This is a genomic window from Acutalibacter sp. 1XD8-36 (genome assembly GCF_009917525.1).
Lineage (GTDB): Bacteria > Bacillota > Clostridia > Oscillospirales > Acutalibacteraceae > Acutalibacter.
The window spans coordinates 556,102-582,361 of sequence record NZ_QZDU01000001.1; the positions used below are offsets into that span (position 1 = coordinate 556,102).

The window sequence follows — 26,260 nt, forward strand, 5'->3', positions numbered from 1 at the left end:
TTGGGCAGCTTTCGCCTAAAAACGTGTAGAAAAGGACCCGGGATTTCTCCCGGGTCCCTCTCTTTATGGCAGGCTTGAATATTAGGTGTACTCTGATTTTAACCCTCTTTGCTATTCAGCGGGTGATAGCACAGCACCATCCGCTCATCGCCCATCTTAGTGGGCTCAGGGCGGGACTGGCGGCACTTGTCCGTGGCATAAGGACAGCGCGGGGCAAACTTACAGTAGGAAATGGAATACTCCTTACCCTCCATATCGGGCATGGCAAGCTCCTTGTCCCACTTATCGCCAACCCTTGGCACGGAGCTCATCAGCAGCTCAGTGTAGGGGTGGGCAGGCTGGTCCATTATCTCCTTCGCAGGGCCGTACTCTATGAGGCAGCCACGGTACAGTGTGGCGATATAGTCCGACACATAGTAGGCCGTAGACAGGTCGTGGGTGATATAGATGAAGGATATTTTATACTTATCCCGCAGGTCCTTGAAGAGGTTTACTATGTTCATCTTCATGGACGCGTCTATAGCCGCCACAGGCTCGTCGGCAATTATCAGCTTCGGGCGGGTGATAAGGGCCCGAGCGATGGAAACACGCTGGAGCTCGCCGCCGGAGAACTGGGTGGGGTACTTGCCCTTCACCACTTCCAGGGACATACCCACGCTCTTCAGGGCCTCGTCCACCAGATTATCGGCCTCGGACCTGTTCTTGGCAATGCCAAGGCGCAGAGCCGTGTTGTACAGATAGGTGTCAACAGTCTTACGTGCGGAGAAAGACTCGTAGGGGTTCTGGAAGATGGGCTGGACGTCCAACTTGAACTGATGGGGGTCATAGCTCTTTTTGTCAGCATAATTATTGCCGTCAAGGATAATCTCGCCCATATCCGGGTCATGCAAGCGCAGGACCATCTTACAGAGAGTGGACTTACCGCAACCGGACTCACCGACAACGGAGAGTATCACGGGTTTATCGCTGTCTATAGACAGGGTCACGTCGTCAACAGCCACAAGCTTCTTGCCGCGCAGAATGCCGCCAACGCGGAAAATCTTGCTGACGCCGTTTATTTCCAGTAATTTCTTAGCCATCAATCTTCCCCTCCTCGTTCAGTAGATGGCAGGCGGCGAAGCGTCCGGGCTTTATCTCCCGGAACTTGGGCACTTCTTGCCTGCACTTGTCCGTGGCGTGGGGGCAGCGGGGAGCGAAGCGGCAGCCCGGCGGGGGATTCTTCAGGGCCGGAGGACGGCCCGGGATACCCACGCGCTGGATGTCCTCGCCCACTCTGGGCAGGGCGCCCACCAGCATGGTGGTGTAGGGGTGGATGGGGTCGTTGAATATATCCTCGGTCTTGCCCAGCTCTATGACACTGCCCGAGTACATGATAGCCATGCGGTCGGTTATCTGGTAATGCACGCCCATATCATGGCTCACGATTATCAGCGTGTTCTTCAGCTGCTTCTGCAGGCGCATGAGCATCATAAGTATGCCCTTCTGCACCACCACGTCCAGGGCGGTGGTGGGCTCGTCGGCCAGCACTACATTGGGGGACATGAAGGTGGCAAGGGCTATAATGGCCCTCTGCCTCATGCCGCCGGAGAGCTGGAAGGGGTAGGCCTCCAGCACGTCGGGAGACAGGCTTAGCTCCTTAAGATAGCTTGCCACGCGCTCCAGAGTCTGGGCCTCGGTCTCGTTCTTCCGGTCCTCCTTGGGGATGGAGTCCACAAACTGCTTCTTCAGGCGGACGATGGGATTCAGCACGCTCTGGGCGGCCTGGGGCACATAGGAGATATTGTTCCACCAGGTCTTGCGAATCTCTCCGGACTCGTATGAGAACTTACTGCCGTTCTTCTCACCCTCCAGCACTACCCGGCCCTTGTCGATGACAAGGGGGAACTCCACAATGTCGTAGAGTGTGTTCAGCAGGGTGGTCTTGCCGCAGCCGGACTCGCCGGCAATACCGAATATCTCGTTGTCGTTGATGGTGAAGTCCAGGTCGTTGATAACATGCACATCGCCGTCGATGGTCTTATAAGAAGTGGACAGATTTTCAATTTTTAGCATATGCGTTACCTGCCTCTCTTCATGGATTGATAGTCGTTATAGCCCGTTATCAGCAGGAACAGGCCTATAAACAGTATCACGGTGGCGATAATAGGAGAGCCTATCCACAGCCATCTCTGAGCAAGGACCGCGTTATAGTTCCTCGCCCACTGAATCATGTTGCCCAGTGACACCAGGTTGCCGGGAGAAAGCCCCAGCACCGCGAGGCTGGACTCTGAGCCGATGGCGGAAAGAGTAGCGTTCATGAAGTTAGAGAGGGACCAGCTCAGGGCAAAAGGCAGTATCTCAGTGACAACTATCTGCATGGTACTCTCGCCGGAGAACCGCGCAGTGTGGATGAAGTCGCGCTCCTTGATGGTAAGGGCCATGGAGCGTATCTGACGGCTGGGCCAGGCCCAGGCGAACATGGCAAGGACAAGCGCCATAACGACGACCGTTGAATTGCCCTTCATCAGAGAGGTCATCATTATAAGTATGGGCAGCGAAGGGATAACCACGAAGGTATCGGTGATTATCATAAGCACGCGGTCCAGCGCACCGCCAGCAAAGCCTGCCAGCAGGCCTACCAGAACGCCCACAACCGTGCCGATGGTAGCGACGATAAGGCCTATCATCAGGGAGTTGTGTATGGCCTCAACGAGGAGCCAGGCAACGTCCTGCCCAAGGCTGGTGGTCCCCAGAAGGTGCTCTGCTGAAGCGCCCAGGTTGTTCGGGTAGGAGTTAGAGATAAACGGGTCCTTATGTGGGAAGAAATAGACCACAAAGCCGATTATCACAAAGATTAAGGTGACGATAAGACCGGTCTTAAGACGGAAGTTGGCGACTTTCCAAAACTTTTTCATAATGCCACCCTCCTTTTATCAGCTGTAGCGGATACGCGGATCCACGAAGGGGTAGATAAGATCCACGATCAGCGTTGCGGTGGAAATAGCTACGATGGAAATAGTGATACAGCCAAGTATCATATTATAGTCGGACTGCAGTATAGCCTTCTGTATCAGCGTGCCCACACCGGGATAGCCGAAGATAATCTCGGTCATGATGGAGCCGCCGAAGACGCCGCCCAGGCTCATTGCAAGAGCGGTCACCTGGGTCAGGATAGAGTTGCGCAGCACATAGCTGGTGCCGATGGTGAACTCGGAAAGGCCCCTATAGCGGGCGTAGCGCACATAGTCCTCCTCGGAGGTTGTGCCGGCCAGGGACTTCATGGAGATAATCCACCAGCCTGTGCCCAGGAGCAGCATGGAGACTGCGGGAAGGATGGACGCCTGCACAACAGAGCCCAGCCAGGCGCCGAATCCGCCATTTGCCTGTATGGTCGCCTGCAGGGGGAACCACTTGAGCACGAAGGCGAAGACTATCTGCAAAACCAGAGCCACCAGGAAGTAGGGTATCGGGTAGATACAGATGGCTATGCCCTCAAGAATCTTTGAGGAGCGCTTGTTTTTTCTGAATCCGGCTAACAGGCCGATGACGTTGCCTATCACCCACGCCAGCAGAGTTGAGGTGAGAGACAGCATGAGCGTATAGGGCAGGTTGCGCCCTATGATAGAGCCCACGCTCTCGGGATAGCTCATCAGTGAGGGGCCAAAGTCGAAGCGCAGAAGGCCATGGCTCAGATAGTAGCCGTACTGCTCTAAAAGTGAGCCGTCCAGACCGAACTGCATACGCAGCTGTGCGCGCAGCGCGTCCTTCTCCTCAGGAGCCATATTGCCCGAGCGGGTTTCCATCTGGGATATCATGTTCTCAACAGGGTCAGAGGGGAACATGCGGGGAATGAAGAAAATGAAGGTCACGCCAATCAATATTGTCAGCGCCCAAGCCAGTATGCGCTGCAAAAAGAATGTTTTGAATTTCATGCTATTCGCCATGCAACACGAAATTTACACAAGGGAGCTCCCTTATGCGCATGGTACTGCTCCTTTCTTCAATATTTGTTCACATTACTTCCTTATCCATGTAATTAAAACGTAAAGGCAGGAGACGTAAGCCGCGGCTTGCGTCCCCCGCCCTCCGTTCATCTAATAAAACTTATATCAGGGTATTCAATTTCCTATTAAATCTTAGCCTGCAACAGGGCTGATATGGGGCAGCATGTACTTGAAGCAGCTCCACCACCACCAGGGACCGTCATAGGGGTTCTCGGCGTTGGGGTAGCCCTCCCAGTAGGTGCTGTTGCTGGGCACGAACTTAGTGCCGGAGAGGAAGTTGATGTCGGGCATTTCCTCGACAGCTATCTGCAGGAACTCCTTATGCAGCTCATAGCTCTCATCGCTGTTGGGGTCAATGTTAGCCAGCTCGTGGAGTATCTCAGTAACGCGGTCGTTGCTCCAGCGGGCGCCCTGACCGGAACCGGTCTCGCCCAGAGGCTTGATGAACGCCTGGTCCCAGCCAGAAATGCCGGTGTAGAAGTCCTTCAGGATACCAGTAGAAGGCCAGTAACCTGCGATTTCGTAGTTGCCCTGGCCGCCGTCAACGTCCCAAGTGGCCTGAGACTTGCTGACGATGTTGCAGTTGAGGCCAAACTCGAGAAGCTGGTTGTAAACAGCCTGCACGCTGCGGCTCTCCTGGAACTCAGCGTCGGCAAGGTAGCTCAGCTCGATGGTGAAGGGCTTGCCATCAAAGTACCAGCCGTCGTCCTTCTTCTCGAGGCCGGCCTTCTTCAGCAGCTTCTCGGCAGCTTCCTTGTCCTGCTTCCACCAGCCTGCGCCGAACATGGTGATGAGCTCCTCGTCGGTACCGGTGATGCCCAGGGAGTCAGCCATACGCTTGGCATAGCCGGTGTCATAGGGCTTGATGGTGGTGCCATCGCCCAGGTCCAGCTCGAAGTCAAGCAGCCAATCCTGCATGGGGATGGTGTAGGTCTCCTGCAGGTACTCGGTGTTGTTCAGCAGCGGGATGGGGGCTGCACGGCCAGCGCCGGAGAAGGTGTTCATGGAAATCTGGTCGATGTTCAGAGCCAGGCAGATGCCCCAGCGGAAATCCTTGTTGTTGTAGGGAGCGCCCTTGCCCTGGGAGAACACTATGCCCTTCGCGCCCGGGTCATCGGGGTTGGCATAGGGGAACTCGTCGTACCAGCACTTAATCTGGTCGTTAGAGGCGTTCATGGTCTCGAACTCCTCAAGAGTGACCTCGCAGAGGATATCGACCTCGTTGCTAATCATAGCCATCTGCTTGGTGGTAGAGTCGCTGAAGACGCGGAACCAGACATACTTAGCGGGGCTCTCGCTGCCGGTGAAGCCGTGCTCGGCCTTGCCGACCACGCCCAGAGTGCTGTCCTGCCAGTCCTCGCGCAGCTCGTAGAGCACCCACATGCCCAGCGGGTCGTAATCCTTCACGGTGTAGGGGCCGCAGGAAACAGGATTCTCGTCCTTAAAGGTAGTGACGTCAGCCTGCTGAGAGTAGATGTGCTCGGGAACAATGCGGTAGTCAGTGCCCCAAACGGTGATACCGTAGCGCTGTGTAAAGCGGGGGAAGGACTCGGTCATGGTGAACTTGACGGTGTAGTCGTCAACCTTCTCAACGCTCTTTATGTACAGCTTGGTGGCGGCGGAGCTGCCGATGGTGTCGTTGTCCATAATCATGTTGAAGGTGAACACAACGTCGTCAGCAGTCACGTCCTCGCCGTCGGACCACTTAATGCCCTGACGGATTTTAACGGTCCACTCGGTGAAGTCGTCGTTGCTCTCGGGCATGCCGTCGGCAATCTCGCCGTACTGCTCGCCCTTGGCGGTGTTCATCTCCCACAGGTGGGCACTTATCATCTGATGAATGCCGAAGCCCATGGCGGTGCCGCTCATGTACGGGTTGAACTGGCCGGGAGTGTCAGTCTTATTCTGGCACTCGACGATAAGGGTCTCGGAGCGGTCAGTACCCACCTCGGTGGTGATGCCGGAGCCCTTCAGGTTTGTAGGCGTAGTCTCGCCCTCGCTGCTCTCCTCAGCAGTAGAGGATTCCTCAGCCTGGCTGCTCTCTTCGGTATTGGAGCTTTCAGTCTGAGAGCTGGTGCTGGAGCCGCCATCGCCGCCGCAGGCCGCGAACACGGTCACCAGCAGGGCGAGAGCAAGAACCAGTGCGATGATTTTCTTACTCATCCTTTCGTTTGCCTCCTTAGAAAATTATGTTTTGCAAAGCGCAGTCCCTGCGGCAGACAGCATACCATTCGTGTAGGTAATTACCTACACGTCAGAAGGGGTACCCCTTCTAAAACACTGCCCTGGCCGCATTTATGCGCCTTGCTCCTAGAAAAGCCCGTGTCCTATACACAACACCTAAAACTGTAGTGTAGACTCGGAGCTTTTTCTACTTTATCGTCAGTATAGCACACCTGTATAAATCTGTCAAGGAAAAATACATATTTATTTTACAAATCATTCATCTTTTCTCAATGAACACTTGCAAAATTGTGCATGGTGTGCTATGCTGAATTGCAAATCCTTTATTGCACTATCAACTTAAATGAAAAGGCGGTCTTAAAATATGACTAATTTAACCATGCCCATTGGCGACGGCGTACACGATGATACCAGTGCTATACAGGCGCTTCTGGACAGCGGGCTGTCCACTGTGCGCCTCCCCTCCCCCACCGGGCATTATGCTATTTCCCAGGCACTGCATATCCACAGCAATACCTCCCTGATACTGGACGGCTTCACTACCGTGCGGCTGATGGACGGGGCGAACAGCCATATGCTTGTGGCGGACGACGGTCAAAGCGAAAACATTTCGGTGTCCGGCGGCATATGGGACTTTAACAACCAGGGCCAGGCCCCAAACCCCATGCGCATCCCCCCTGAGGACGGTGATTACGCCGCCGTGACTCACTTTATCTTCTATTTTGAAAATGTAAAAAACCTTTATGTGGGTGACCTCACCATGAAGGACCCGACTATCTTCGCCTCTACCTTCGACCACGTGGAGCAGTTCACCGTGCAGAATATCACCTTCGACTTTAACCTCGGCAAGCCCAACGCCACGAATATGGACGGCATACATCTTAACGGCGGCTGCCGCTTTGGGCGCATTACAAACTTCAAGGGCGCCTGCTACGACGATATGGTGGCGCTGAATGCCGACGAGGGTAATGGCGGGCCTATTGAGGACATACAGATAGACGGCCTATTCTGTGAGGGCTGCCACAGCGCCGTGCGGCTACTCTCAAGGGGCTGGCCTGTAAGGCGGGTGCATATATCCAATGTGTTCGGCACCTTCTTCCAATACTGTGTGGGTATTACCCGCTACAGCGACGACGGCAGGGAGGGGGTTTTTGACCAGGTACACCTAAGCGATATATATGCCAGCAAAGCGCCCCGCCTGCCTGTCCACGGCAAGGAGGGCGGGTATGTGTACGCCCTTATATGGATAGAGGGCGGGCTGGCTGTGGGTAACCTGCAGATAGACCACCTTCACAGGCGCGAAGCCGTCACAGCTATACCTACGCTGAGCATTATGCCCGGGGCTGATATAAAGGTTTTGGGGCTGGAGCATATCTCACAAGAGAATGAGACCGGTGAAGAAATGCCGGTGATTCTGAACTGCGGGAATATCGGGAAAATGTACCTTCGCGACGTGCAGGAGGGCGGCGATATTCTGCTGGAGAATAATGGTATTATTTCAGAGATAATCAGCGTCGAAAACTGCTAAAAAGCCGTTGCATTTCCCGAGGATTTGCGCTATACTAGACCCGTACGGATATCCCCCCAGGAGCCGTTTCCCTCGTTATTCAGTATTAAAATTTTAGAAACCGAGGTTTGTTCTATGAGCGACAACATGATGTGGGCTCTCGTAAAGGAGAAGCCCGAGGTAGGCCTTTGGATGCGGCGGGTGCCTGTCCCGGAGCTTGGGCCCAACGATGTAAAAATCAAAATCAAGAAGACAGCTATCTGCGGCACTGACGTGCATATCTACCAGTGGAACGACTGGGCCCAGCACACCATACCCATAGGCCTTACGGTGGGCCATGAGTATGTGGGCGAGGTAGTTGAGGTCGGCCCTGGCGTTGAGGGCTTCAAGCCCGGGGATATGGTCTCCGGCGAGGGGCATATCACCTGCGGCAAGTGCCGCAACTGCCTTGAGGGCCATAAAGAGAACTGCAAGGACGCCAAGGGTGTTGGCGTAAACCGCAGCGGTGCCTTTGCCGAGTACCTGGTGATACCCTCCTCAAACGTCTGGCCCTGCAACCCCGCTGTGCCTGAGGAGCTCTACTCCATCTTCGACCCCCTTGGCAACGCCACCCATACCGCCCTCTCCTATGATATGCTTGGGGAGGACGTGCTTATCACCGGCGCGGGGCCCATCGGCATAATGGCGGCGGCAATCGCGAAATTCTCAGGGGCGCGGCACGTTATCGTCACGGATATGAACCCCTACCGCCTGGACCTGGCAAAGAAGCTCGGGGCTACCGAAACGGTAAACCTAAAGGAGCGCAGGCTGGCCGACGTGATGAAAGCGGTGGGCATGACCGAGGGCTTTGACGTGGGGCTTGAGATGTCCGGCAACGCGGCGGGGCTTTCGGATATGATAAATAATATGAAGCACGGCGGTAAAATAGCCCTTTTAGGGCTCCTGCCCAAGGACACCAGGGTGGATATGGAGACAGTCATCTTCAACGGCCTCAACCTGCGGGGTATATACGGCAGGAAGGTCTGGGACACCTGGTATAAAATGACAACCATGATACAGTCCGGCCTGGACATAGCCCCGGTAATAACCCACCGCTTCGACATTAAAGACTTTGAGAAAGGCTTCGAGGTGATGATTTCTGGGCAGTCCGGCAAGGTGGTCTTAGACTGGGCGCATATCAACGATTAGAGGGAGGATTTTACTATGCCACGCAAAAACGATATACTGAACATATACGCTAAAGAGGTGGAGTCCATTAAGGAGGCCGGGCTGTTTAAGGGTGAGGCCCCCTTTATCTCCCCCCAGGGGGCGCGTGTACGCATGGAGGACGGCAGAGAACTCCTGTGCATGTGCGCCAACAACTACCTGGGCCTTGGCAACAACCAGCGGCTGATAGACGCCGCCAAGCGCACCTATGATGAGAAGGGCTACGGCCTTGCCTCGGTGCGGTTCATCTGCGGGACCCAGGACATACATAAGACCCTTGAGCAGAAGATATCCGGCTTCCTGGGCACTGACGACACCATACTCTACTCCTCCTGCTTCGACGCCAACGGCGGGCTCTTTGAGACCCTGCTCACCGCTGAAGATGCTGTAATAAGCGACGAACTGAACCATGCCTCTATTATAGACGGCGTGAGGCTCTGCAAAGCCAAGCGCTTCCGCTATAAGAACAACGATATGGCGGATTTGGAGGCACAGCTTAAGGCTGCTGACGAGGCCGGGGCCAGGATAAAGCTTATCGCCACCGACGGCGTGTTCTCTATGGACGGCATTATCTGCAACCTGAAGGGTATCTGTGATTTAGCCGACCAGTATAACGCCCTGGTGATGGTGGACGACAGCCACGCTGTGGGCTTTGTTGGCAAAACAGGCCGCGGCACCCCCGAGCACTGCGGCGTTGAGGGTCGTGTGGACATAATCACCGGGACTCTTGGCAAGGCCCTTGGCGGAGCTTCCGGCGGGTATACCAGCGGACGCCGGGAGATAATCGACCTGTTGCGCCAGAGGAGCAGGCCATACCTTTTCTCCAACACCCTGGCTCCCGCCATAGCCGGTGCCAGCATTGAAATGCTGAATATGCTGGAGGAGAGCACGGAGCTTAGGGACCATCTGGAGGACGTGACCGCCCATTACCGCAAGCTGCTGGTGGACAACGGCTTCGACGTTATCCCCGGTACCCACCCCTGTGTGCCGGTTATGCTGTATGACGAAAAGCTGGCTGTTGAGTACGCCAAGGGGATGATGGCGAAGGGCGTGTACGTGGTAGCCTTCTCCTACCCGGTGGTGCCCAAGGGCAAGGCCAGGATACGCACCCAGGTATGTGCCAGCCACACCCATGAGGATGTAGAGTTCGCGGTGAAGTGCTTTAAAGAGGTTCGGGACGAAATCGGCAAGTAAGGCATACTTTATGTACACTATATAATATATAGAAAAGTCTCCGGCGGTAAACCGGAGGCTTATAATTATGTCTTTACTGTCTCTATCTCAGGCTGTCTGCTTTTGGGCTCCGTTAAAAGTACGCGGCAGGAGAAGGCTGTCAGGAACAGGGCGATACTGTATACAGCCACAAGCACCCTTGCAGGGGCTATCTCACGGCCCCAAAGCATGATTGGCCCAAGGCCGCTGGTTAGGGTAAACACCACCCTCCCTGCCAGCACGCCCAATAGGCTGAACATGGCGCAGAAGGCGTTGTACAGCGCCAGATACACCGTGCGCCGCTCCTCGGGCAGTCCCTCGTATGGGGCTATGGCGAAGCTCAGGGTTATGCCCACATACAGCACCAGGCTGTATATCACCGACACCGGGTACAGCCACTGGGTGCCCTCGCCTGTAAGGGCCAGCCCCATGGCATAGGGGGCATAGAGGAAGATTGAGAAGAACAGTCCGTTTCTCAGGCCCTGCCGCTGTATGAGCCGCTTCCAAAACGGGGTGAACACTATAACCGCCACGGCGTTGAACATGCCCACGAAGCTTATAAATGTAAAGCTCATGTGAAGGTCTTCCAGAAGGTAGGCGTTATAGTACTGGCTGGGCAGGTTTGCCGAGAAGCTCCACAGGGAAGTGCAGGCAATTATCCTGCCGTATGACGGACAGTGCCTTATGCACTGTACCATCTCCTTTACAAAGGAGCCAAGGCTCTTTGGGGGCTCAGGAACCGGCGGGTACTCGTGTATCCTTCTGAGGGCCAGTATGTCAATTATGGCAAACAGGCCCATTGACACCCTTAAAATCGGCACCGCCCATCTGCCTGCAAGCCCGGTGAGAAAGTCCGCGAAGACTCCCGCCAGGAACAGCATTACAAATACCGAGACGATGTTTATAACATTGAAGAAGCTGTAAAAGCCCAGGCGCATATCCTCAGGAATGCTGCGCATATGCCAGGTCCCCATTCCGGGGCTCACAAATGCGTACAGGCTCTGGCTTATGCTTATAAGCAACAGCACTACCGGAAGCAGCCACTCCTCGGGCATACCGGACATTGCCAATGCAGGCAGCAGCACTATATTTATACCATGGGCCAGGCCCCGCAGGGCTGTCAGCAGCCTCTTGCTAGATGAGAGCCGTTCGGTGAACAGCGGGGATATCAGCTGAATCATGTTGCATAGGGACAGCAGCGTTACAGCCAAATTTACGTCGTTGGCACTGGCCCCGAAGGACAGCAGAAACCCTGTAAGGTATGTGCCGTTGAGCACATTATATATGGCGTTATAGCAGAGCGCCTGGACAAAAATCCATCTGCGTGACACGGAGTCCCTATCCGGGCCCATAAGATATGCCCCCGAGAGGACGTTCAGCCCGGCGCTCTGAACGCGTGCGATAAGCTTCATATATTATATACTTATATATGTGGTTTAATTACCCCAATTTGGCCTACTTGCCGGTTTCATTATACTTGTCACACATCTTGTAGTAGTCATCCCAGCCGCCGGGGAAGTTTATGCTGCGGAACAGCGTGGGCTCCATGCCTCTGGCTATCATGCGGTCGATGACCTCTGCGGAGACGCACCACATGGCGAAGGCGGCGCTGAGGCCTGAGGCCGGGCCGAACTTGTTGGTGGCCCCCTCCACCTCCAGCATGGCGTCTCCCTTGGGGGCGCAGTTGTCTATCACGAGGTCAGCCAGCTCGTATATCTTCTTGCCGCAGGGGTGCTCCGCCTCAACCGCCCCTGAATACTGCATGGAGGTTATAACTATAAGGGTCAGCCCCATCTCCTTTGCAGCCAGGGCGATGTCCACTAAGTTCGGAGCCTTTCCGGAGACAGAGCCCATTACCAACACATCACCGGGGGCGGCCTTGGAATGGCTCATAACTATCTTTCCTATGCCCAGGATTGAGGGCTCGTTGCCCTCCCTGTCTATTTCGCGCACCGGGTCTTCAACGGTAAAGGTGTATTTCAGGGCCTTCAGGAGGGCAAGGCCCCCCGCGCGGTTTATAAGCTCGCTGTTGACAATATGCCCGCTGTCGTATACATGCACGTTTTTGCCCTTCTCAACGGCATTCACAATTATCTCTGCGGCGTCCTCAATATTCTTTCTCTGGGTATCCAGCACCTCGTTCAGCTTGCCCAGCATGGCCTCTGCGTAACGGTCTATAAGCATGATGATTCCCTCCAATTTTATAATAATTATCAGATTACATGTACTTGATATTGTCCCTGTATTCCTTCAGCATGGCATCGTTATGGCTGTCGCCGCCTTCAACATTGGCGCTCATGAACACCGGGGGCACTATGCCGGACTTTACCAGCCGCTCTACCGTGTCGGCCACTATAGCGTTGAGTATTGCCGCGCCCACGGCTGTGGACGAAGCCGCAACCTTCTCCGGCATACCCTCAATGGCGCAGACCGCGTCGCCTACCTCACCGCAGTTGTCTATGGTGATGTCACACACCTCAAACAGCCGCTTGCCGCAGGCCGACCTGGAGGTCACGGACTTTGAGTATACCAGGTTAGTCAGCGCCGCCACGAAGGCCCCCTTCTCCCTGGCAGCCAGCGCCGCCTCAACCGGGACAGGATTGCGCCCGGACACCGAGTGGACTATGAGCACATCCCCCTCCCCTATGCCCGAGTTTTCAATAATTAGCCTGCCATAGCCCTCCAGCCGCTCTATCTGGCTCGTCATGGTGACAGGGCGCACAGTGAGGGTCAGCCCCGGCGGCAGGATTGGGTTTATTACAGCCAGGCCCCCGGTGCGGTAGAAAAGCTCCTCGGCTAAAATCCCTGCGTGGCTGCAGCCAAATGCGTAGATGTTTTTGTGGGCCCTTATGGCCTCTGCCAGTTTTTCAGCCAGCAGGTCCATAGTCTCGGACTGTGTGTCCTCCACCTGACGAAGTATTCTGTGGATTTCGTCAAAGTATTCCGTTTTCATTGGGACGCTCCTTTCGGTACGTTCACTTAAAATGTATTATCTTTCTCTTACTATCTCGTAGAGCTTCCCCACGCCCTCGGGCATAGGAGAGCATGGGGCCTTGGGCAATACGGGCCACTTGGCCTGGTACTCAGGGTACAGTGAGCGCAGCCTTGCGAAAGCCTTCTCTGAGAGCCTCCCCTCGCCCTCTCCCATAGCCATCTTGGCCACCGGGCCTATGACCGGGTCGAAGGCCGAGGGGATTATCTCAGCCATTGGGTATCTCATAGCCATGGTGTTGACAAAGGAGGTGAGCATTATCTCCCCGCTCTTCCAGGCCCCTCCCGCCAGGACTACCGGGCCCTCTATAGGCAGGCACTCCCTGTGCATAAAGGCCATGGCCTGTTCAGCAGCCTTTCTCCCGGCCTCTGTAAGTATGCTGCGGGCGGTATGGTCCCCCCGCTTTGCGCACTCCCCTACCAGGCGGCAGACGCTGGCGATGGTGCCCCTTGTGTCCTTCTTCTGCCAGAACGCCGCCATGGTCTCGCGTATGGTCCTGCAGCCGAAGAAATCACATAGGCCGGGCTCCAGCATGGTCTTCGGCCCCCAGCCGTCATAGGAGCGCAGGGCGGCCTTTATTGCCATGCAGCCTATATCCGCGCCGCTGCCCTCGTCGCCGAAGGGGCTCCCCCAGCCCCCCTGATAGAGCGCCGCCCTGCCGTCCTTAACATAGAACAGGGTGGCCCCGGTGCCGCAGAGCACCAGCATACCGGTGGAGAGGCCCGCGCTGTATATGGCTGTCTCCCCCTCGGAGAGCCTGTTAAAGGCTCCCACATGGCAGCGCTGGCGCAGAAGGTCCTCATATAGGTCCGTGGGGCCGGGCATGGAAATCCAGACGTCCTCTATCTCCACTCCCGTCTGCCCCTTTGCCGAGCCCAGGGCCTGGTCGATACTGTCCAGCATATGCTGCTCAACTAAATCCATGGGCACGAAATTAGGGTTGATTGCCCCGCTGACGCCGGAGCCCACCGGCCGCAGCTCTGAGTCAAACAGCAGTGTATGGAGCTTGGTGCCGCCGCCGTCCACACTGAGGTAAAGCTTGGTCTCCAAACAAAACTCCTCCAGTCATCATCTCGTTATCATTCCATGCGCTATTTGTTCAGGTTATTCAGCGTGACATAGAATTTGTATTTATCCCCCCTATACACGGAGTTGCAGTACTCCATGGGGCTGGCGTCGGCAAAATAGGTGGTGCGGTCTATGCGCAGCACCGGCGCGCCGGGCTCTATCCCCAGAAGCTCCGCCTCGCCATGCACGGCAAGGGAGGCTTCCAGCGCCTGCTTTGCCTGCTGGGTGCGCAGGCCGTACTCCTTCTCAAGTATGCTGTAGAGGGAGCCGGTGAGGTCGTGGTCCAGAAGGTCCGGACAGCGGAAGAAGGGCAGGTGGACAGTCTCAATAGCCATGGGCTTCTCCTCCACCATCCTCAGGCGCTGTACCACAAAGACCTTTGAGAGCTCGGCTATATTGAGCTTTGCCGATACCAATGGGTCCGCGCTCTCCATATCCGCCCGCAGGAGTTTGGAGCTTGTTTTAAGGCCACGTCTTGTCATCTCGTCGGTGAACCCCTGCAAGCTGTCCAGGGACATGGAGGCCTCTCCGCTCCTCACAAATGAGCCCTTGCTGTGCTTCTTCACAATATACCCTCTATAGGCCAGCTCCTTCAGGGCGTTGCGCACGGTGGTGCGGCTGGCATCAAACAGAAGGCAGAGCTCCTCCTCTGTGGGGAGCCGTTCGCCGTCCTTGAGCTCCCCGGATTCAATTTTCTTTACATAGTGCTGATAAATAAGCTGGTACTTAGGTGCAGATTCCATCTTCCCGCCTCCAAACTTTTAGCCTTTGGTTAGCCCTTGACTGAGCCTATCATTATACCCTTCACAAAGTATTTCTGTAAGAAAGGATATACCAGTATGATAGGCACCACGACCACTATCATTGTAGCCATGCGTATTGTCTCCGCCGTAAAGGTCTGGGCTGCCATGGTGCCGGCCCGCTGGGACATGGCGTCTGCGCCTGATACCGATGTAAGGTTTGCCTGGTTTACAAGCTCCATCAGCCTGAAGGCGACTGTTTTAAGGCTCTTATCTGTCACATAATAGGCAGAGTCAAACCATGCGTTCCAGTGGCCCACGCCGTTGAAAAGGGCTATGGTCGCAAGCACCGGCTTTGAGATTGGGAAGATTATCCTGAAGAATATCATCACATCGTTTGCGCCGTCTATCTTGGCCGACTCCTCAAGCTCTGCGGGAAGCTCCCGGAAGAAGTTCATCATAATAATTGCATTAAATGCGCTTAAAAGGCTTGGGATTATGTATACCCAGAAGGTGTTCATCAGATATATCTTCTTTATCAGGATGAAGTATGGAATAAGCCCGCCGCCGAAGTACATGGAGATTATCAGGAGCATGGAGTAAAACCTGCGGCCCATCAGGTTCTTATGGGCCAGGGCGTAGGAGAAAAGGGCCGTGAACAGTACGCTGGACACCGTGCCTATAAGGGTGCGGGAGATGGTGACTCCGTAGGCCTTCAGGAGATTTTCGTCTTTAAACACTGCCTGATAGTTTTCCAGGGTGAACTTCCTGGGCCAGAAGAATATGCCGCCCCGGGAGGCGTCAATGCCCTCGTTGAAGGAAATCACCAGGGAGTAATAGAAGGGATACAGGCACGCGAGGAACACTACAGCCATGATAATATATACCACGATATCCACTGCCCAGTCTTCCTTAGTTTTGCGTATCTTATTGATATTTTTTGCGCTCATTGTGTCCCCTCCTTCCTTAGAATAGTCCGGTGCCGGTCAGCTTGTTGGAAACCCAGTTGCTGCTTGACACCAGGATAAGTGAGATTATTGACTGCATAAGGCTGATTGCCGTGGCGTAGGAGAAGCGCCCCTGGGAGAGGCCCATCTTCAGGGTGTAGGTCTGGAGTATCTCCGAGACGCTGTTGTTCGCCACGTTTCCAAGCATATAGGCCTGGTCGAAGTTTGAGCCGCTTATGCCGCCGCCGAACAGGTTGCCGATTGACATGATAAGCACTATAACTATGGTGCCCTTAATGCTGGGCAGGGTGATATGCCATATCTGCTTTAGCCTTCCGGCACCGTCCACCTTTGCCGCTTCGTACATGGACAGGTCGACACTGGTTATAGCCGCCAGGAAGATTATCGCCCACCAGCCCATCTCCTTCCAGATATCGCTTATGACGACTATCGGCAGGAAATACTGGGGTCCGGACAGGAACGAAATGGGCTTGTCGATAACCCCCATCCCCAGAAGCGCCTGGTTTAAAAGGCCATTCTGCTCGTTCAGGAATGAGAAGAGCATACCCGAGACTACCACCCAGGAGATGAAGTGGGGCAGATAGCTGATAGTCTGCACCGTGCGCTTTACCGGGCTTATGCGTACCTCATTGACAGCCAGGGCAAATATAATAGGCACAGGGAAGGTAAATACCAGCTTCAACAGGCTCATGGATATGGTGTTGCGGATAGTGGGCCAGAACACCAGGTCGTGGTAGAACTCTGAAAACCATTTGAGCCCCACCCAGTCGCTGGTGAAGAAGCCCAGAATGCCCTGGGTCAGCTTATAGTCCTTAAAGGCTATGATAATGCCGAACATGGGCACAAAGCAGAACACGAGAAGGAACGCCACCCCCATCCAAGCAAAAACCTGCAGGGTGAATTGTGATTTAAACCGCTTCCAGCCGCCGCTGGGAGCTTTTTTGACTTTCGTTGCCAATGGGGCACCTCCTTATTACAATTTATCAGGTGTTCACCAGCTTCAGCTCGCCCCGGCGCAGTATGTCGATGGACTCCTCCAGTGGCATACCCTCCCGAATCTCAGTGAAGCCGAACTTTTTAAGGTCCTCTGCAAACTCCTCCACCAGCGCGGCCCTCCCCGGGTCCTCAACGGGGATATGGGTGAGCTTTAAGTAGCGGATAGAGAGCCGTGCCAGCCTTACCTCCTCCAGCACATTTTTATCGTCCGCCAGCATTTCGGCCCGGTCAAAAAGCCTGTCCGCTTTCTCTATAAAGTCCAGGCTCAGGTAAGGGCTGTGGGGTGTGTCATAAATGCCCATATGTACGTCTTTATCCGCAACCTGGGCGTGCATCAGGTCGTAATACTCCCTCATAGGCGCCGCCGCCATTCCATAGACGCCGGAGATAAACTCGTTTACAAGAGTATCGGTGTCAAGCTCCGGGTCCCAGAGAAGCTTTGCCTCAACATACTGGCGCAGCTCGTTGAGCTCGCCGTTCCTTCCCCGGCAGGCGTTGCCCTCCTCAAAGATACCGGTGACGTGGTTTTCTATGAAAAACCTAATATTGGGGGCCAGCACCTTGAAGTCCGGGAATGGGTTCAGGTAGTGGGCAAAATTTGTGGTATAGTCCCAGATATGCAGCCTGTCGCAGACCTTGGCCCACTCCTTCAGGTCGTTGGCAAAGCCGTCCCTGGCCCAGGAGCGTGAGGCAAATGAAGCTACATGGTCGCATTCTGACAGGGGATGGGCAAAGCAGCACTCAATGGAGCACAGCCGCACGGCTACATTATGCCGGGGCCGGATGTATTTGGGAGCCTTGCGGGTGTAGGTATAGGCCAGGGTGTCTATTATTACATCGGGATAGTCCGGCTCAATGGCCTCAGCCACTTTATTAACAAACTCAATCAGGCTGCCCGCGTGGCTGCCCTCCCTCTCGTCAATAGCTTTACAGGCGTCGCACTGGCAGGGGTCAAAGCAGTCGTTTTGGGAGACGGACACTATCTGCGCCTTTGGGTGCTCCTTCAGCCACTGGCGCACCCGGGCTATGGCTATCTCCAAGACCTCCGGGTTTGTGAGGCAGAGCTGTGTGCGCTCCTTAAGGCGCTTTCCGTCCACCAGGGCGAAATACTCCGGGTGGGAGTCGTAATACTCAGCTACAGGCACCAGCTGGTCGAAGGTGTGCACGAAGGGGAAATACTCCATCTTATAGCCGTGTGTATCCCCCACCTCGAGCATAGTGCTGTTGGACTTGTTGCGCACATGCCAGTCCGAATCCATATTCCCTGCACAGAAGGGGTCCCGGTACTCAAGCTTCGGCACCTGGGTGTCGTTCTCAATAACCGGCAGCTCCACACAGCAGCGCTTTGGTATGCGGCTGACCTTCTTGGTAAACCACCGGCAGCCGAGGTAATTCTCAAGGAAGGTGTACACGCCGTACAGCGTGCCCCTGGGCCTGCCGCCGGCTATAACAAGGCGCTTGCCCACGGTCTTTATTGTGAAGCCCTCCTGTCCCAGAGACGGTATATCTATGCCGCATCCAAGCTCACTTACACGGGCGCTGCCGCCCACCAGGAGCTCGGTCTCACAGGACGGCTCATCGTCAAAATAGATGGGGTAGTCCGCGCCGGTTATCTCCTCCAGGAAGCGCTTCAGCTCCTCGGCGGCGTGGCGCTCGGCGGGGATGGCGTCGCGGGCGACGACTATGCGGAACTCCGTGCTGCCGTGCTTTGAGAGCATTGTTTTTTCGCTCATAATTCTCTCCTCAAAATAGGGAAACCCCCGCCTCGCAAAATATTTCAAGGCGGGGACTTCCGTTAGCTTTATCTTCTTAACTGTCCTTTAGAAAGTAATGCCGGCATCCTCGTACTTCTTCAGTGCACCCTGGAACTTCTCGGTGTAGAAGTCATTCAGCTTGCTTATGCCTATCTGCTCGCAGTTGGCAACAAACTCATTATACGCGCTCTCAAAGTCGGCGGCGGAGTACAGGCCGACCTGGGAGTTGTTCCACAGCTCAATGAGTTTGGTCCTAATGATAAACTCATCGGTATCAGCAGCCGGGGTGGTAAAGGCCAGAGCGGGCTGGCGGACATAATGTTCCTTGCGGAACTTCAGCAGGTTGATGTCGCTGGTGGCGTACTCAGGATATGCCAGAGTGCCGGAGCTTACAGAAACTGCTTCGCCGAGGCCGGAGGCCATAAAGTACCAGGGGCCTACGCCCAGAGTATTGGCTTCGCCAGCTTCAACCTTGTCAAGGTAGTAATCGGTGCGAACCAGCAGGCCGTCCTCGTTCAGGTCATAGTGCTTGCCCTCTATGCCCCACTGGGTCAGATGGTCACCGTAGGGGCTCTTGAGGTACTCAACAAAGTTAATAGCACGGTCGGGGGTCTTGCAGTTCTTGCTTATGAAGAAGTAGGCCCAGCCGGTAGCGGCATCAAGAGGCGCATATTCGTCGACGCCGTCATGAGTCAGGGCAGCTACAACAGGCTCAAGGTGGGCATCAATATTATTGGCATCGTAGTAATTTTTGTTTGTATCAGAGGCCAGATTTGTGTTGTAGGAAGCGGAGAACACGCCGCCGCTGCGTACTATCTGGAAGAACTGCTCGGGCTCGTAGGTATAGGCCTCAACGCTCATAAGGCCGTCCTGCACCAGACTGTTCATAAACTGCAGCCAACCCTTGAAGCCGGGGTCTGAAAGGCCGATGAAAGCCTTGTCGTCCTCATAGCTGATGGCGGTGGGAGATGTGAAGCCGTAGAACTCGCACAGGGGGTTTGCCCATGTGGGATGGGGCATGTAGGTGGCGAGGTCGGGATACTTCTCCTGGGCCGCGTCCAAAATTTCTTTAAACTCCTCAATACTTGTGGGCATTTCCTTTCCCATATCCTCTAAGAGGTCGGTGCGCAGGTACAGTCCGGAGTCACCAGGAGACGGAACCCAGCGGGGGTCAGCAAAGTCAGAAGCGCTGCTGTAATGAGAGCGGAGAGTATAGAAGTGTCCGTCGTCCTGAGTATTGTTGACAAGTTCAACTGGGTCAATAAGCTTCATGAACTCGGGGCAATACTCGTTGATAAGCTCGTCATAGGGGTAGCACTGGTCGGGGTCCATAAAGCGGGTCACCTGGTTTGTGGTAAAGATAAGGTCAGGCAGTTCGCCGGCAGCCAGCAGCACCTGCAGCTGGTTTAGGTCTGAAGACTTGGTTACGTCCAGAGTCACGCCGGTCTCCTCGGTGATAAGCTGAGAAACATCGTCGTTGCCCCATGTATCATAAGCATACCAGTCGAAGTCGATGTAGCAGGTCATTGTAACAGGGTCGGTATTCTTCTTCCAGCTCAGGTCGGCGGTGTCCCAGGTGATGTCACCAGTGTTGGTGTCGCCGTCTTCCGCGCTGCTGTCGCCGCCGGTGGAGCTTTCCTCGGTCTTTGAGCTCTCCTCGGTCTTGCTGGAGGTGGAGCTATTGTTGTCGCCGCCGCAGGCTGCGAAGGTGGTAAGCACCAGGATTAGTGCCAGAAACAGCGCTGCAAATTTTTTCATTTTCATTGATAAGCCTCCTAGATTCGCTTAAGTTCCCTTGGTTTTCGTTTCTTCGTCGAGCATTCATAAGTTTCTGGCATTCAGTCCTTTCCCTCTAAGATAAGATAGGAGCGTCGTAGTCCCCCCAGGACCCTTTCCCCGACACATCGGAACAGCCTTCCATGGTTTTTCCTTCCTGGAAAAACCTGTACGCATAATATTATGCGTCTCTCCTCATTTCCGGCTTTAATTCCAATGCAGAATATTGTATCTAACATTCCAATAGATTGTTATAACAATATACTCTTGCTCCTTTTTCATGATTATAATACGCTAAAGTCTCATTGTCAAGCTGAAAATTTCTTTCAAAACAATCTTCTACATAACAACCAAAGTTTCGACAACAAATTTAGTTGTTTTGTCCTGAGTTTTGAGCAAAATGTCGTCACAAAACAAAAAATATTGCCTGTTTTCCACCCTAAACTTGGCACACTGCGCAAAAAGAGCCTGCATGCGCTTATTGCGCACGCAGGCTCTTTGCACATTTATTTCACTTTTATTGAGCTCTTAAAGTATCTCAGGGCCCTCCTCGGTCCAGTGCTCATAGAGCATAGCCCCCACCGATTCGCCCCTTAAAAGGGCCCGCCTGGTGGTGTCACGGCTGCACCACTCCTCCATGCGGCTGAGCCCGAAGCTCTCCCAGTCTCCGAAGAAGCTGTTAAGCTCCTCACGTGGCAGCTCGCCCTTCTCAATGAAATTCCTCATAAGCCGGACGTAGCGTATGGACAGCGCGGCTTTCTCCACGCGCCAGAGCCGCACCACGTCCTCCCGGACGGCCTCCTTCGCTTTATTGAACAGCTCCTCATACTGCACAAGATACTTCTCCTGCAGGTACCCATGTGTTGGCTTGTCGTTGAAGCCCACGTGGTCCCCCTCCCTGCGCACGGTGTCACAGAGAAGGGTGATATACTCCCGGATATACCTGCCGCCAGCGCCGTAGTAGCAGTCGGTAAACTCCTCAATCAGCTTATCCACATCCGCGTCGGCGTTCCATAGGAGCTTTGAGAGCACATAGGCCCTCAGCTCGTTCAGGTCTGTGGAGCCCTTCTTTGCCCCGCAGGCCTGCTCGAACACACCCTTTGCACCGTTGTCCCTGAAGAGCCGCATATTGGGCTTAAGGCTCCTCCAGTTGGGATGGGGCGTGGGATAGTAGTTGAAGCAGGTGGTATAGTCCCAGATATAGAGCTGGGCCCCGGTCTTATGCCAGTCCTGGATATCCTTCACAAACTTCACATTCTCCGGCTCCGTGCACTCCTCAAAGGAGTGGGCAAAGCAGCATTCGATGGAGCAGAGGCGGACGCAGACGTTGTGCCGGGGCTTCACCGTGCAGGCACTGCGGGTATGCTGATACGCCAGAGTGTCGAAGGTCACATGGGGGAACTCCGGCTCCAGGGCCTCGGCTATGGCGTTCACAAAGCGTATCAGCGTCCCTGAGGAAGAGCCGTCCGCCTCGTTTATCCTGCGGCACTCGGGGCACTGGCAGTCCAGGAGCCAGTCATTTTGGGACACGGACACTATCTCAGCCTCTGGGTGCTCCAAAAGATTCCTGCGCACGGCCTCGATTGCAATGGGCAGTATCTCAGGGTTTGAGAGGCAGAGCTGGTTTTTCTCCGGAGTCAGCACCCTCACGCCATTTTCGTCCATAGCGAAATACTCCGGGTGGCTCTCACCATACTCTTTTGGGGAGACTAGCTTCTCGAAGGTGTGCACATACCAGGAGTATTTAATATTGCCGCCCATGTTCCCGCTTATCTGATGGTGCATACCGTTCAGCCGGGATTTCACCGCGAAGCGGGTATACTGGGCGGGCTCATAATAGTTGTGCTCCCGGTAGATAAAACATGGGCTCTGGGTCTCGTCCAGCTCGTCCAATACCAGTTCCTCTGCAAAGGGCACCTTTTCACAGTCAGCTGTGAAGAACCGGCAGCCCAGGCGCTCCAGCACCTCGTACACGCCGTATATCACCCCGCGCTTGCCGCCGGTAATACACAGGCTCTCCCCCACCGTTTTTAAAGTAAAGCTGTCCGCGCCCTCAGGCTTCGGCACGCCGTACTTTTCACAGGCGCTGCCTATGGCTATCACCGGGCCCTCATAGCTGCCGCCGCACTGCTCCACCGCCGTGGAGGTCATTCGCTCCAGATAGGCACAGAGCTCCCCGGCGGCAAATTTTTCCTGTGGAGCCGCGTCGTCAAGGAGCTTCACGCGGATGGTCTCGCCGTTTAAAAATATATTTGTCTTCATAGAGAATTCCCTCTCGTTGAAAGTTATTTTTATAATATTTCCGGCCCCTCAAAGGTCCAGTGCCAGTAGAGGTTGATGCCGATGGGCTTGCCTCTCAGCAGCGCCTTGCGGGTGGTGGTGCGGTCGGCGTCCTCCTCCATTCGGCCCAGCCCGAAGGCCTCCCATTCATCAAACAGGTCGTGGAGCTCCCGGCGGTCCGCCTCGCCATTCTCGAAGAAGTCCCGGTAGAAGCGCATATAGCGTATGGAGAGCCTGGCCTTCTCCACCCTGTACCGGCGTATTGTGTCCTCACGCACCGCGTCTATGGCCTTTATGAACAGCCCGTCGTACTGTGTAAGGTGCTCCTTTTCAAGATACTTATGCAGCGGCTTGTCGTTGAAGCCGGTATGGTCGCCCTCTTTTACGGCAGTATCGCAGACTAAGTTTATATACTCCCGGATGTACTTTCCGGCCGCGCCGTAATAGTAGTCGGTAAACTCCTCTATTAGCTTATCTACATCCGCGTCGGCGTTCCACATAAGCTTTGTGAGCACATAGGCCCTCAGCTCGTTCAGGTCCGTGGAGCCCCGCTGGGCACAGCAGCCCTGCTCGAAGATACCTTTAACGCCGTTCTCCCTGAAGAGACGCATATTGGGCTGGAGGCTGCGCCAGTTGGGATGGGGCGTGGGATAGTAGTTGAAGCAGGTGACATAGTCCCAGATATAGAGCTGGGCCCCGGTCTTATGCCAGTCCCGCAGGTCCCGGACAAAGGTGGTGTTGGAATCCCGGCAGCAGTTTTCGAAGGGGTGGGCGAAGCAGCACTCAATGGAGCAGAGGCGCACCGCCACATTATGCCTGGGCCTGACAGTCGGGGCGCTGCGGGTATACTGGTAGGCCAGGGTGTCGAAGGTCACATGGGGGAACTCCTGCTCCAGGGCTTCGGCTATGGCGTTTACGAAGCGTATCAGCGTCCCTGAGGAAGCGCCGTCCGCCTCGTTTATCCTGCGGCACTCCGGGCACTGGCAGTCCAGGCGCCAGTCATTTTGTGAGATTGAGATTATCTCGGCCTCGGGGTGCTCCAAGAGATTCCTGCGCACGGCCTCGATTGCAATGGGCAGTATCTCGGGGTTTGAAAGGCAGAGCTGGTTCTTGTCCCGGGTGAGCACCCGCTCGCCGTTTTCGTCCATGGCGAAATACTCCGGGTGGCTCTCGCCGTACTCCTCGGGGGAGATAATATTCTGGAAGCTGTGCACGAACCATGAGTATCTGATGTGCCCGCCCCACTCGTCCCTGATTGGGTGGTTTGCCCCGTTGAGCCGGGATTTCAGAGCAAACCGCGAATACTGCCTGTGCTCATAGTAGGCGTGCTCCCGGTAGATAAAGTCCGGGCGCTGGGTCTCGTCCAGGTCCCCGATGGTGAGTTCGTCCACAAAGGGCACCTTCTCGCAGGTAGCGGTGAAGAACCGGCAGCCCAGGCGCTCCAGGAGCTCGTACACGCCGTATATCACCCCGCGCTTGCCGCCGGTGATACACAGGCTCTCCCCCACCGTCTTCAGGGTAAAGGCGTCGTCGCCCTCGGGTACCGGCACACCGTACTCCCCGCATACGCCGCCTATGGCTATCACCGGGCCCTCATAGCTCTCGTCGCACTGTTCCACTGCCGTGGAGGTCATGCGCTCAAGATAGGCGCAAAGCTCCTCTGCGGCAAATTTCTCCTGGGGTGATGGGGCGCCGGCGGTTTTTATACGGATTGTCTCTCCGTTTTGAAAAATCCTTGTCATATCAATTATCCTTTCTGTTTTCAGTTATCCTGGGGGGACCGCTGAGGGAGAAAGGGTATCTGTTAGCCCTAAGGATACTATTTCCCGGCTCCCATGTCAAGCCGATTTTAAAAAATTTTTTTAAAGCCAAGAACAAAGACCGCGCACCGCGCGGCCCTTGCCCGTTTAGATATGAGAAAGTCTTGTACTCAATGTTAAGTATATGCCGGCATGTTAAAAACATGCACGCCAGCGCTTATCCCCCGCGCTTTCTGAACAGTATGAACGACGCCGCTCCTATCACCAGCACACCGCCGCCTATATAGAACAGGGTGGTGCCCATGCCGCCGGTGGAGGGGAGGATGGTGCCCTTGCTGTTGGCGACTCCAACAGTAAAATTAAGTGGCTTCCAATCGTCGGCCCAAGGAATGCCATTAGCCGATATATCAACCACTTTTCCGTCAACTATTGCTATAAACTTCACCTGTGCTTCGTCTTTGTCATCATTAACCTTGATTTCAATGCCGATAGGTTTTTCCAGCTTATTATAGTCTTTAGGAGCCGCTACCTCAATCAGCTCATACTTGCCAATATTAATACCACCAAAAGTGAGGTTTCCTTTCCAGTTATTATGGTCTGTAGTCCACACAGATGGGGGCTTTTCTCCGTAGTTTGAAAACTCCCCTGTTCCAGGGTCAAAATCAGCCTTAATCCACTCAACACGGTCCCCTACGTGATAGCTTCCATCGCTTTTGCCATCAGTCCAATAATAGTCCCCTTCACTGTTCCTGAGAGCAAATTTTGCGCCGGACAGCTGCTCGTGATTTGAACTGTCATATTTATCTACAACTATTGTAAAATCGTAGATATAAACTTCATCTTCAATATAGTTTCCGTACTCCCGATATTGCAACTTAACATTATTAAACTCATTCGGTGTCTGCGCTGCTTTTTGTATCACGGTAGCGGAGTAGGTAAGAGTAACCTCCGCTCCCGGGTGGGCCAGCAAGAACTCAAGCGTTCCCCCTCCTCGCCCATTTTCTTTCTCCGACCCAAATCTTACTGCAAAATGCTTTTCGTTATCATATATTACATGAACTGTATTTGCTACAGTTTGTATATTTCCGACATAGCCTTCTGTTTCCCCAGCCTTCACATATTTTTCTCCATCTATCATTACCGCAACATCCTTGTTTTGCTGCAGGCCGTCTGAGACCTGGTCTTCAAGAAGACATGTGTAAGACCAGTAATAGTCTCCTTTTTCATTCCACCACTCAGGGTCGTCCGGCAAAATAGCCGTAACCTCAAACTTCACAATATCCCCAATATCGACCGTAGTATAGTCAACCCTCTCCTCTTTGCCATCCCGCTCAACGACAATCTTCTTCTCAAGCGTTGGCTCCGTGTTTCGCTTCATCTCAAGGACCATTGACTCCGCGTTCAGCTCAAAAAGCCCGCTCATGCCGTTGCCGTAATCTACGAGGTAGTAGCCATAGGGTACGTTAGAAAACTCGGCTTTTCTTCCGCTGCCTTCTGCCACATATTCCGTATCTTTGTCATTTGCTAACCCAAGTAAATTTTTTGCGGTATCAACTACATTTGCTTCTGTAATTTCAGTACCATTGTATAAAACCTTCGCGCCGTCAAATGTTAAGCCCCATCCCTCAACAGGCACATACTGGTCGCCCGCCTTACTCGCCAGCAAATATAGCTTGTATATATCACCATTCTTTGCGTTATCAATCGTAACTGTCCCGGTCTGCGCATTGTCTTCCCCCGCAAACGCCGGCACACATAACCCCATAATTAACCCCAATGCCAACAGTACTGCCAAAAGTCTACTCAAACTCCTCATGTCGAACCCCCTTTAAAT

20 protein-coding genes are annotated in these 26,260 nt (G+C 54.4%); 3 read left to right on the top strand and 17 right to left on the bottom strand.

What is annotated here, in order from left to right; genetic code table 11:
- Positions 1-98: 98 nt before the first annotated feature.
- From D5270_RS03055 to D5270_RS03075, 5 genes are all read right to left on the bottom strand, one after another.
- Positions 99-1,079: an ABC transporter ATP-binding protein gene (locus D5270_RS03055; protein ID WP_161473585.1), complete on the bottom strand. Its 981-nt coding sequence runs from the start codon at positions 1,077-1,079 to the stop codon at positions 99-101.
- Positions 1,072-2,052, bottom strand: coding sequence for an ABC transporter ATP-binding protein (locus D5270_RS03060; RefSeq protein ID WP_166542689.1), 981 nt, complete (start codon positions 2,050-2,052; stop codon positions 1,072-1,074). Before D5270_RS03060 ends, D5270_RS03055 begins: the two co-directional genes overlap by 8 nt.
- A 5-nt stretch (positions 2,053-2,057) precedes the next feature.
- Positions 2,058-2,894: an ABC transporter permease gene (locus tag D5270_RS03065; RefSeq protein WP_166542690.1), complete on the bottom strand. Its 837-nt coding sequence runs from the start codon at positions 2,892-2,894 to the stop codon at positions 2,058-2,060.
- 18 nt (positions 2,895-2,912) lie between these two features.
- A complete protein-coding gene (locus D5270_RS03070) occupies positions 2,913-3,911 on the bottom strand; it encodes an ABC transporter permease (protein WP_166542691.1) in 999 nt (332 codons plus the stop codon).
- A 204-nt stretch (positions 3,912-4,115) separates the two neighbouring features.
- Entirely contained in the window at positions 4,116-6,146 is a 2,031-nt protein-coding gene (locus D5270_RS03075; RefSeq protein ID WP_166542692.1) for an ABC transporter substrate-binding protein, read from the bottom strand.
- Between the two features lie 385 nt (positions 6,147-6,531).
- Between D5270_RS03075 and D5270_RS03080 the strand changes: the two genes are divergently transcribed.
- From D5270_RS03080 to D5270_RS03090, 3 genes are all read left to right on the top strand, one after another.
- On the top strand, positions 6,532-7,695 hold the full coding sequence (locus tag D5270_RS03080; RefSeq protein WP_166542693.1) for a glycosyl hydrolase family 28 protein: 1,164 nt from the start codon (positions 6,532-6,534) through the stop codon (positions 7,693-7,695).
- Positions 7,696-7,809: 114 nt separating this feature from the next.
- Complete coding sequence (gene tdh, locus D5270_RS03085; protein ID WP_166542694.1) at positions 7,810-8,862, top strand: L-threonine 3-dehydrogenase; 1,053 nt, start codon at positions 7,810-7,812, stop codon at positions 8,860-8,862.
- Positions 8,863-8,877: 15 nt separating this feature from the next.
- Entirely contained in the window at positions 8,878-10,074 is a 1,197-nt protein-coding gene (locus D5270_RS03090) for a glycine C-acetyltransferase (RefSeq protein WP_166542695.1), read from the top strand.
- Positions 10,075-10,139: 65 nt separating this feature from the next.
- Here the strand turns inward: D5270_RS03090 and D5270_RS03095 are convergent, their stop codons facing one another.
- The 12 genes from D5270_RS03095 to D5270_RS03150 form a co-directional block, all read right to left on the bottom strand.
- A complete protein-coding gene (locus D5270_RS03095) occupies positions 10,140-11,504 on the bottom strand; it encodes an MFS transporter (RefSeq protein ID WP_166542696.1) in 1,365 nt (454 codons plus the stop codon).
- A gap of 43 nt (positions 11,505-11,547) precedes the next feature.
- Positions 11,548-12,276: a sugar isomerase domain-containing protein gene (locus D5270_RS03100; RefSeq protein WP_166542697.1), complete on the bottom strand. Its 729-nt coding sequence runs from the start codon at positions 12,274-12,276 to the stop codon at positions 11,548-11,550.
- A 34-nt stretch (positions 12,277-12,310) separates the two neighbouring features.
- Entirely contained in the window at positions 12,311-13,045 is a 735-nt protein-coding gene (locus D5270_RS03105; RefSeq protein WP_166542698.1) for an SIS domain-containing protein, read from the bottom strand.
- A gap of 36 nt (positions 13,046-13,081) precedes the next feature.
- Positions 13,082-14,134: a BadF/BadG/BcrA/BcrD ATPase family protein gene (locus tag D5270_RS03110; RefSeq protein WP_166542699.1), complete on the bottom strand. Its 1,053-nt coding sequence runs from the start codon at positions 14,132-14,134 to the stop codon at positions 13,082-13,084.
- A 41-nt stretch (positions 14,135-14,175) separates the two neighbouring features.
- Complete coding sequence (locus D5270_RS03115) at positions 14,176-14,895, bottom strand: GntR family transcriptional regulator (protein ID WP_161473597.1); 720 nt, start codon at positions 14,893-14,895, stop codon at positions 14,176-14,178.
- 29 nt (positions 14,896-14,924) lie between these two features.
- The gene (locus tag D5270_RS03120) at positions 14,925-15,842 is read right to left on the bottom strand and encodes a carbohydrate ABC transporter permease (RefSeq protein WP_161473598.1); all 918 of its coding nucleotides are present in this window, start codon (positions 15,840-15,842) and stop codon (positions 14,925-14,927) included.
- Positions 15,843-15,858: 16 nt separating this feature from the next.
- On the bottom strand, positions 15,859-16,818 hold the full coding sequence (locus D5270_RS03125; RefSeq protein WP_243150065.1) for an ABC transporter permease: 960 nt from the start codon (positions 16,816-16,818) through the stop codon (positions 15,859-15,861).
- A gap of 25 nt (positions 16,819-16,843) precedes the next feature.
- Positions 16,844-18,589: a DUF4838 domain-containing protein gene (locus tag D5270_RS03130; protein WP_166542700.1), complete on the bottom strand. Its 1,746-nt coding sequence runs from the start codon at positions 18,587-18,589 to the stop codon at positions 16,844-16,846.
- Positions 18,590-18,676: 87 nt separating this feature from the next.
- Positions 18,677-20,374 carry an extracellular solute-binding protein gene (locus D5270_RS03135; RefSeq protein WP_166542701.1) on the bottom strand — a complete coding sequence of 566 codons (1,698 nt, stop codon included), beginning with the start codon at positions 20,372-20,374 and terminating at the stop codon, positions 18,677-18,679.
- A gap of 540 nt (positions 20,375-20,914) precedes the next feature.
- Complete coding sequence (locus D5270_RS03140) at positions 20,915-22,648, bottom strand: DUF4838 domain-containing protein (protein ID WP_166542702.1); 1,734 nt, start codon at positions 22,646-22,648, stop codon at positions 20,915-20,917.
- A gap of 29 nt (positions 22,649-22,677) precedes the next feature.
- Positions 22,678-24,408 carry a DUF4838 domain-containing protein gene (locus D5270_RS03145; RefSeq protein ID WP_166542703.1) on the bottom strand — a complete coding sequence of 577 codons (1,731 nt, stop codon included), beginning with the start codon at positions 24,406-24,408 and terminating at the stop codon, positions 22,678-22,680.
- 235 nt (positions 24,409-24,643) lie between these two features.
- The gene (locus D5270_RS03150) at positions 24,644-26,221 is read right to left on the bottom strand and encodes a SpaA isopeptide-forming pilin-related protein (RefSeq protein WP_166542704.1); all 1,578 of its coding nucleotides are present in this window, start codon (positions 26,219-26,221) and stop codon (positions 24,644-24,646) included.
- Between the last annotated feature and the right edge of the window lie 39 nt (positions 26,222-26,260).

Coding starts and splice junctions, on each gene's coding strand:
- D5270_RS03080 (WP_166542693.1), top strand. CDS start 6,532: ATGACTAATTTAACCATGCCCATTGGCGACGGCGTACACGATGATACC.
- D5270_RS03140 (WP_166542702.1), bottom strand. CDS start 22,648: ATGAAGACAAATATATTTTTAAACGGCGAGACCATCCGCGTGAAGCTC.
- D5270_RS03070 (WP_166542691.1), bottom strand. CDS start 3,911: ATGAAATTCAAAACATTCTTTTTGCAGCGCATACTGGCTTGGGCGCTG.
- D5270_RS03115 (WP_161473597.1), bottom strand. CDS start 14,895: ATGGAATCTGCACCTAAGTACCAGCTTATTTATCAGCACTATGTAAAG.
- D5270_RS03065 (WP_166542690.1), bottom strand. CDS start 2,894: ATGAAAAAGTTTTGGAAAGTCGCCAACTTCCGTCTTAAGACCGGTCTT.
- D5270_RS03105 (WP_166542698.1), bottom strand. CDS start 13,045: ATGAAAACGGAATACTTTGACGAAATCCACAGAATACTTCGTCAGGTG.
- D5270_RS03075 (WP_166542692.1), bottom strand. CDS start 6,146: ATGAGTAAGAAAATCATCGCACTGGTTCTTGCTCTCGCCCTGCTGGTG.
- D5270_RS03145 (WP_166542703.1), bottom strand. CDS start 24,408: ATGACAAGGATTTTTCAAAACGGAGAGACAATCCGTATAAAAACCGCC.
- D5270_RS03100 (WP_166542697.1), bottom strand. CDS start 12,276: ATGCTTATAGACCGTTACGCAGAGGCCATGCTGGGCAAGCTGAACGAG.
- D5270_RS03095 (WP_166542696.1), bottom strand. CDS start 11,504: ATGAAGCTTATCGCACGCGTTCAGAGCGCCGGGCTGAACGTCCTCTCG.
- D5270_RS03135 (WP_166542701.1), bottom strand. CDS start 20,374: ATGAAAATGAAAAAATTTGCAGCGCTGTTTCTGGCACTAATCCTGGTG.
- tdh (WP_166542694.1), top strand. CDS start 7,810: ATGAGCGACAACATGATGTGGGCTCTCGTAAAGGAGAAGCCCGAGGTA.
- D5270_RS03090 (WP_166542695.1), top strand. CDS start 8,878: ATGCCACGCAAAAACGATATACTGAACATATACGCTAAAGAGGTGGAG.
- D5270_RS03130 (WP_166542700.1), bottom strand. CDS start 18,589: ATGAGCGAAAAAACAATGCTCTCAAAGCACGGCAGCACGGAGTTCCGC.
- D5270_RS03060 (WP_166542689.1), bottom strand. CDS start 2,052: ATGCTAAAAATTGAAAATCTGTCCACTTCTTATAAGACCATCGACGGC.
- D5270_RS03055 (WP_161473585.1), bottom strand. CDS start 1,079: ATGGCTAAGAAATTACTGGAAATAAACGGCGTCAGCAAGATTTTCCGC.
- D5270_RS03120 (WP_161473598.1), bottom strand. CDS start 15,842: ATGAGCGCAAAAAATATCAATAAGATACGCAAAACTAAGGAAGACTGG.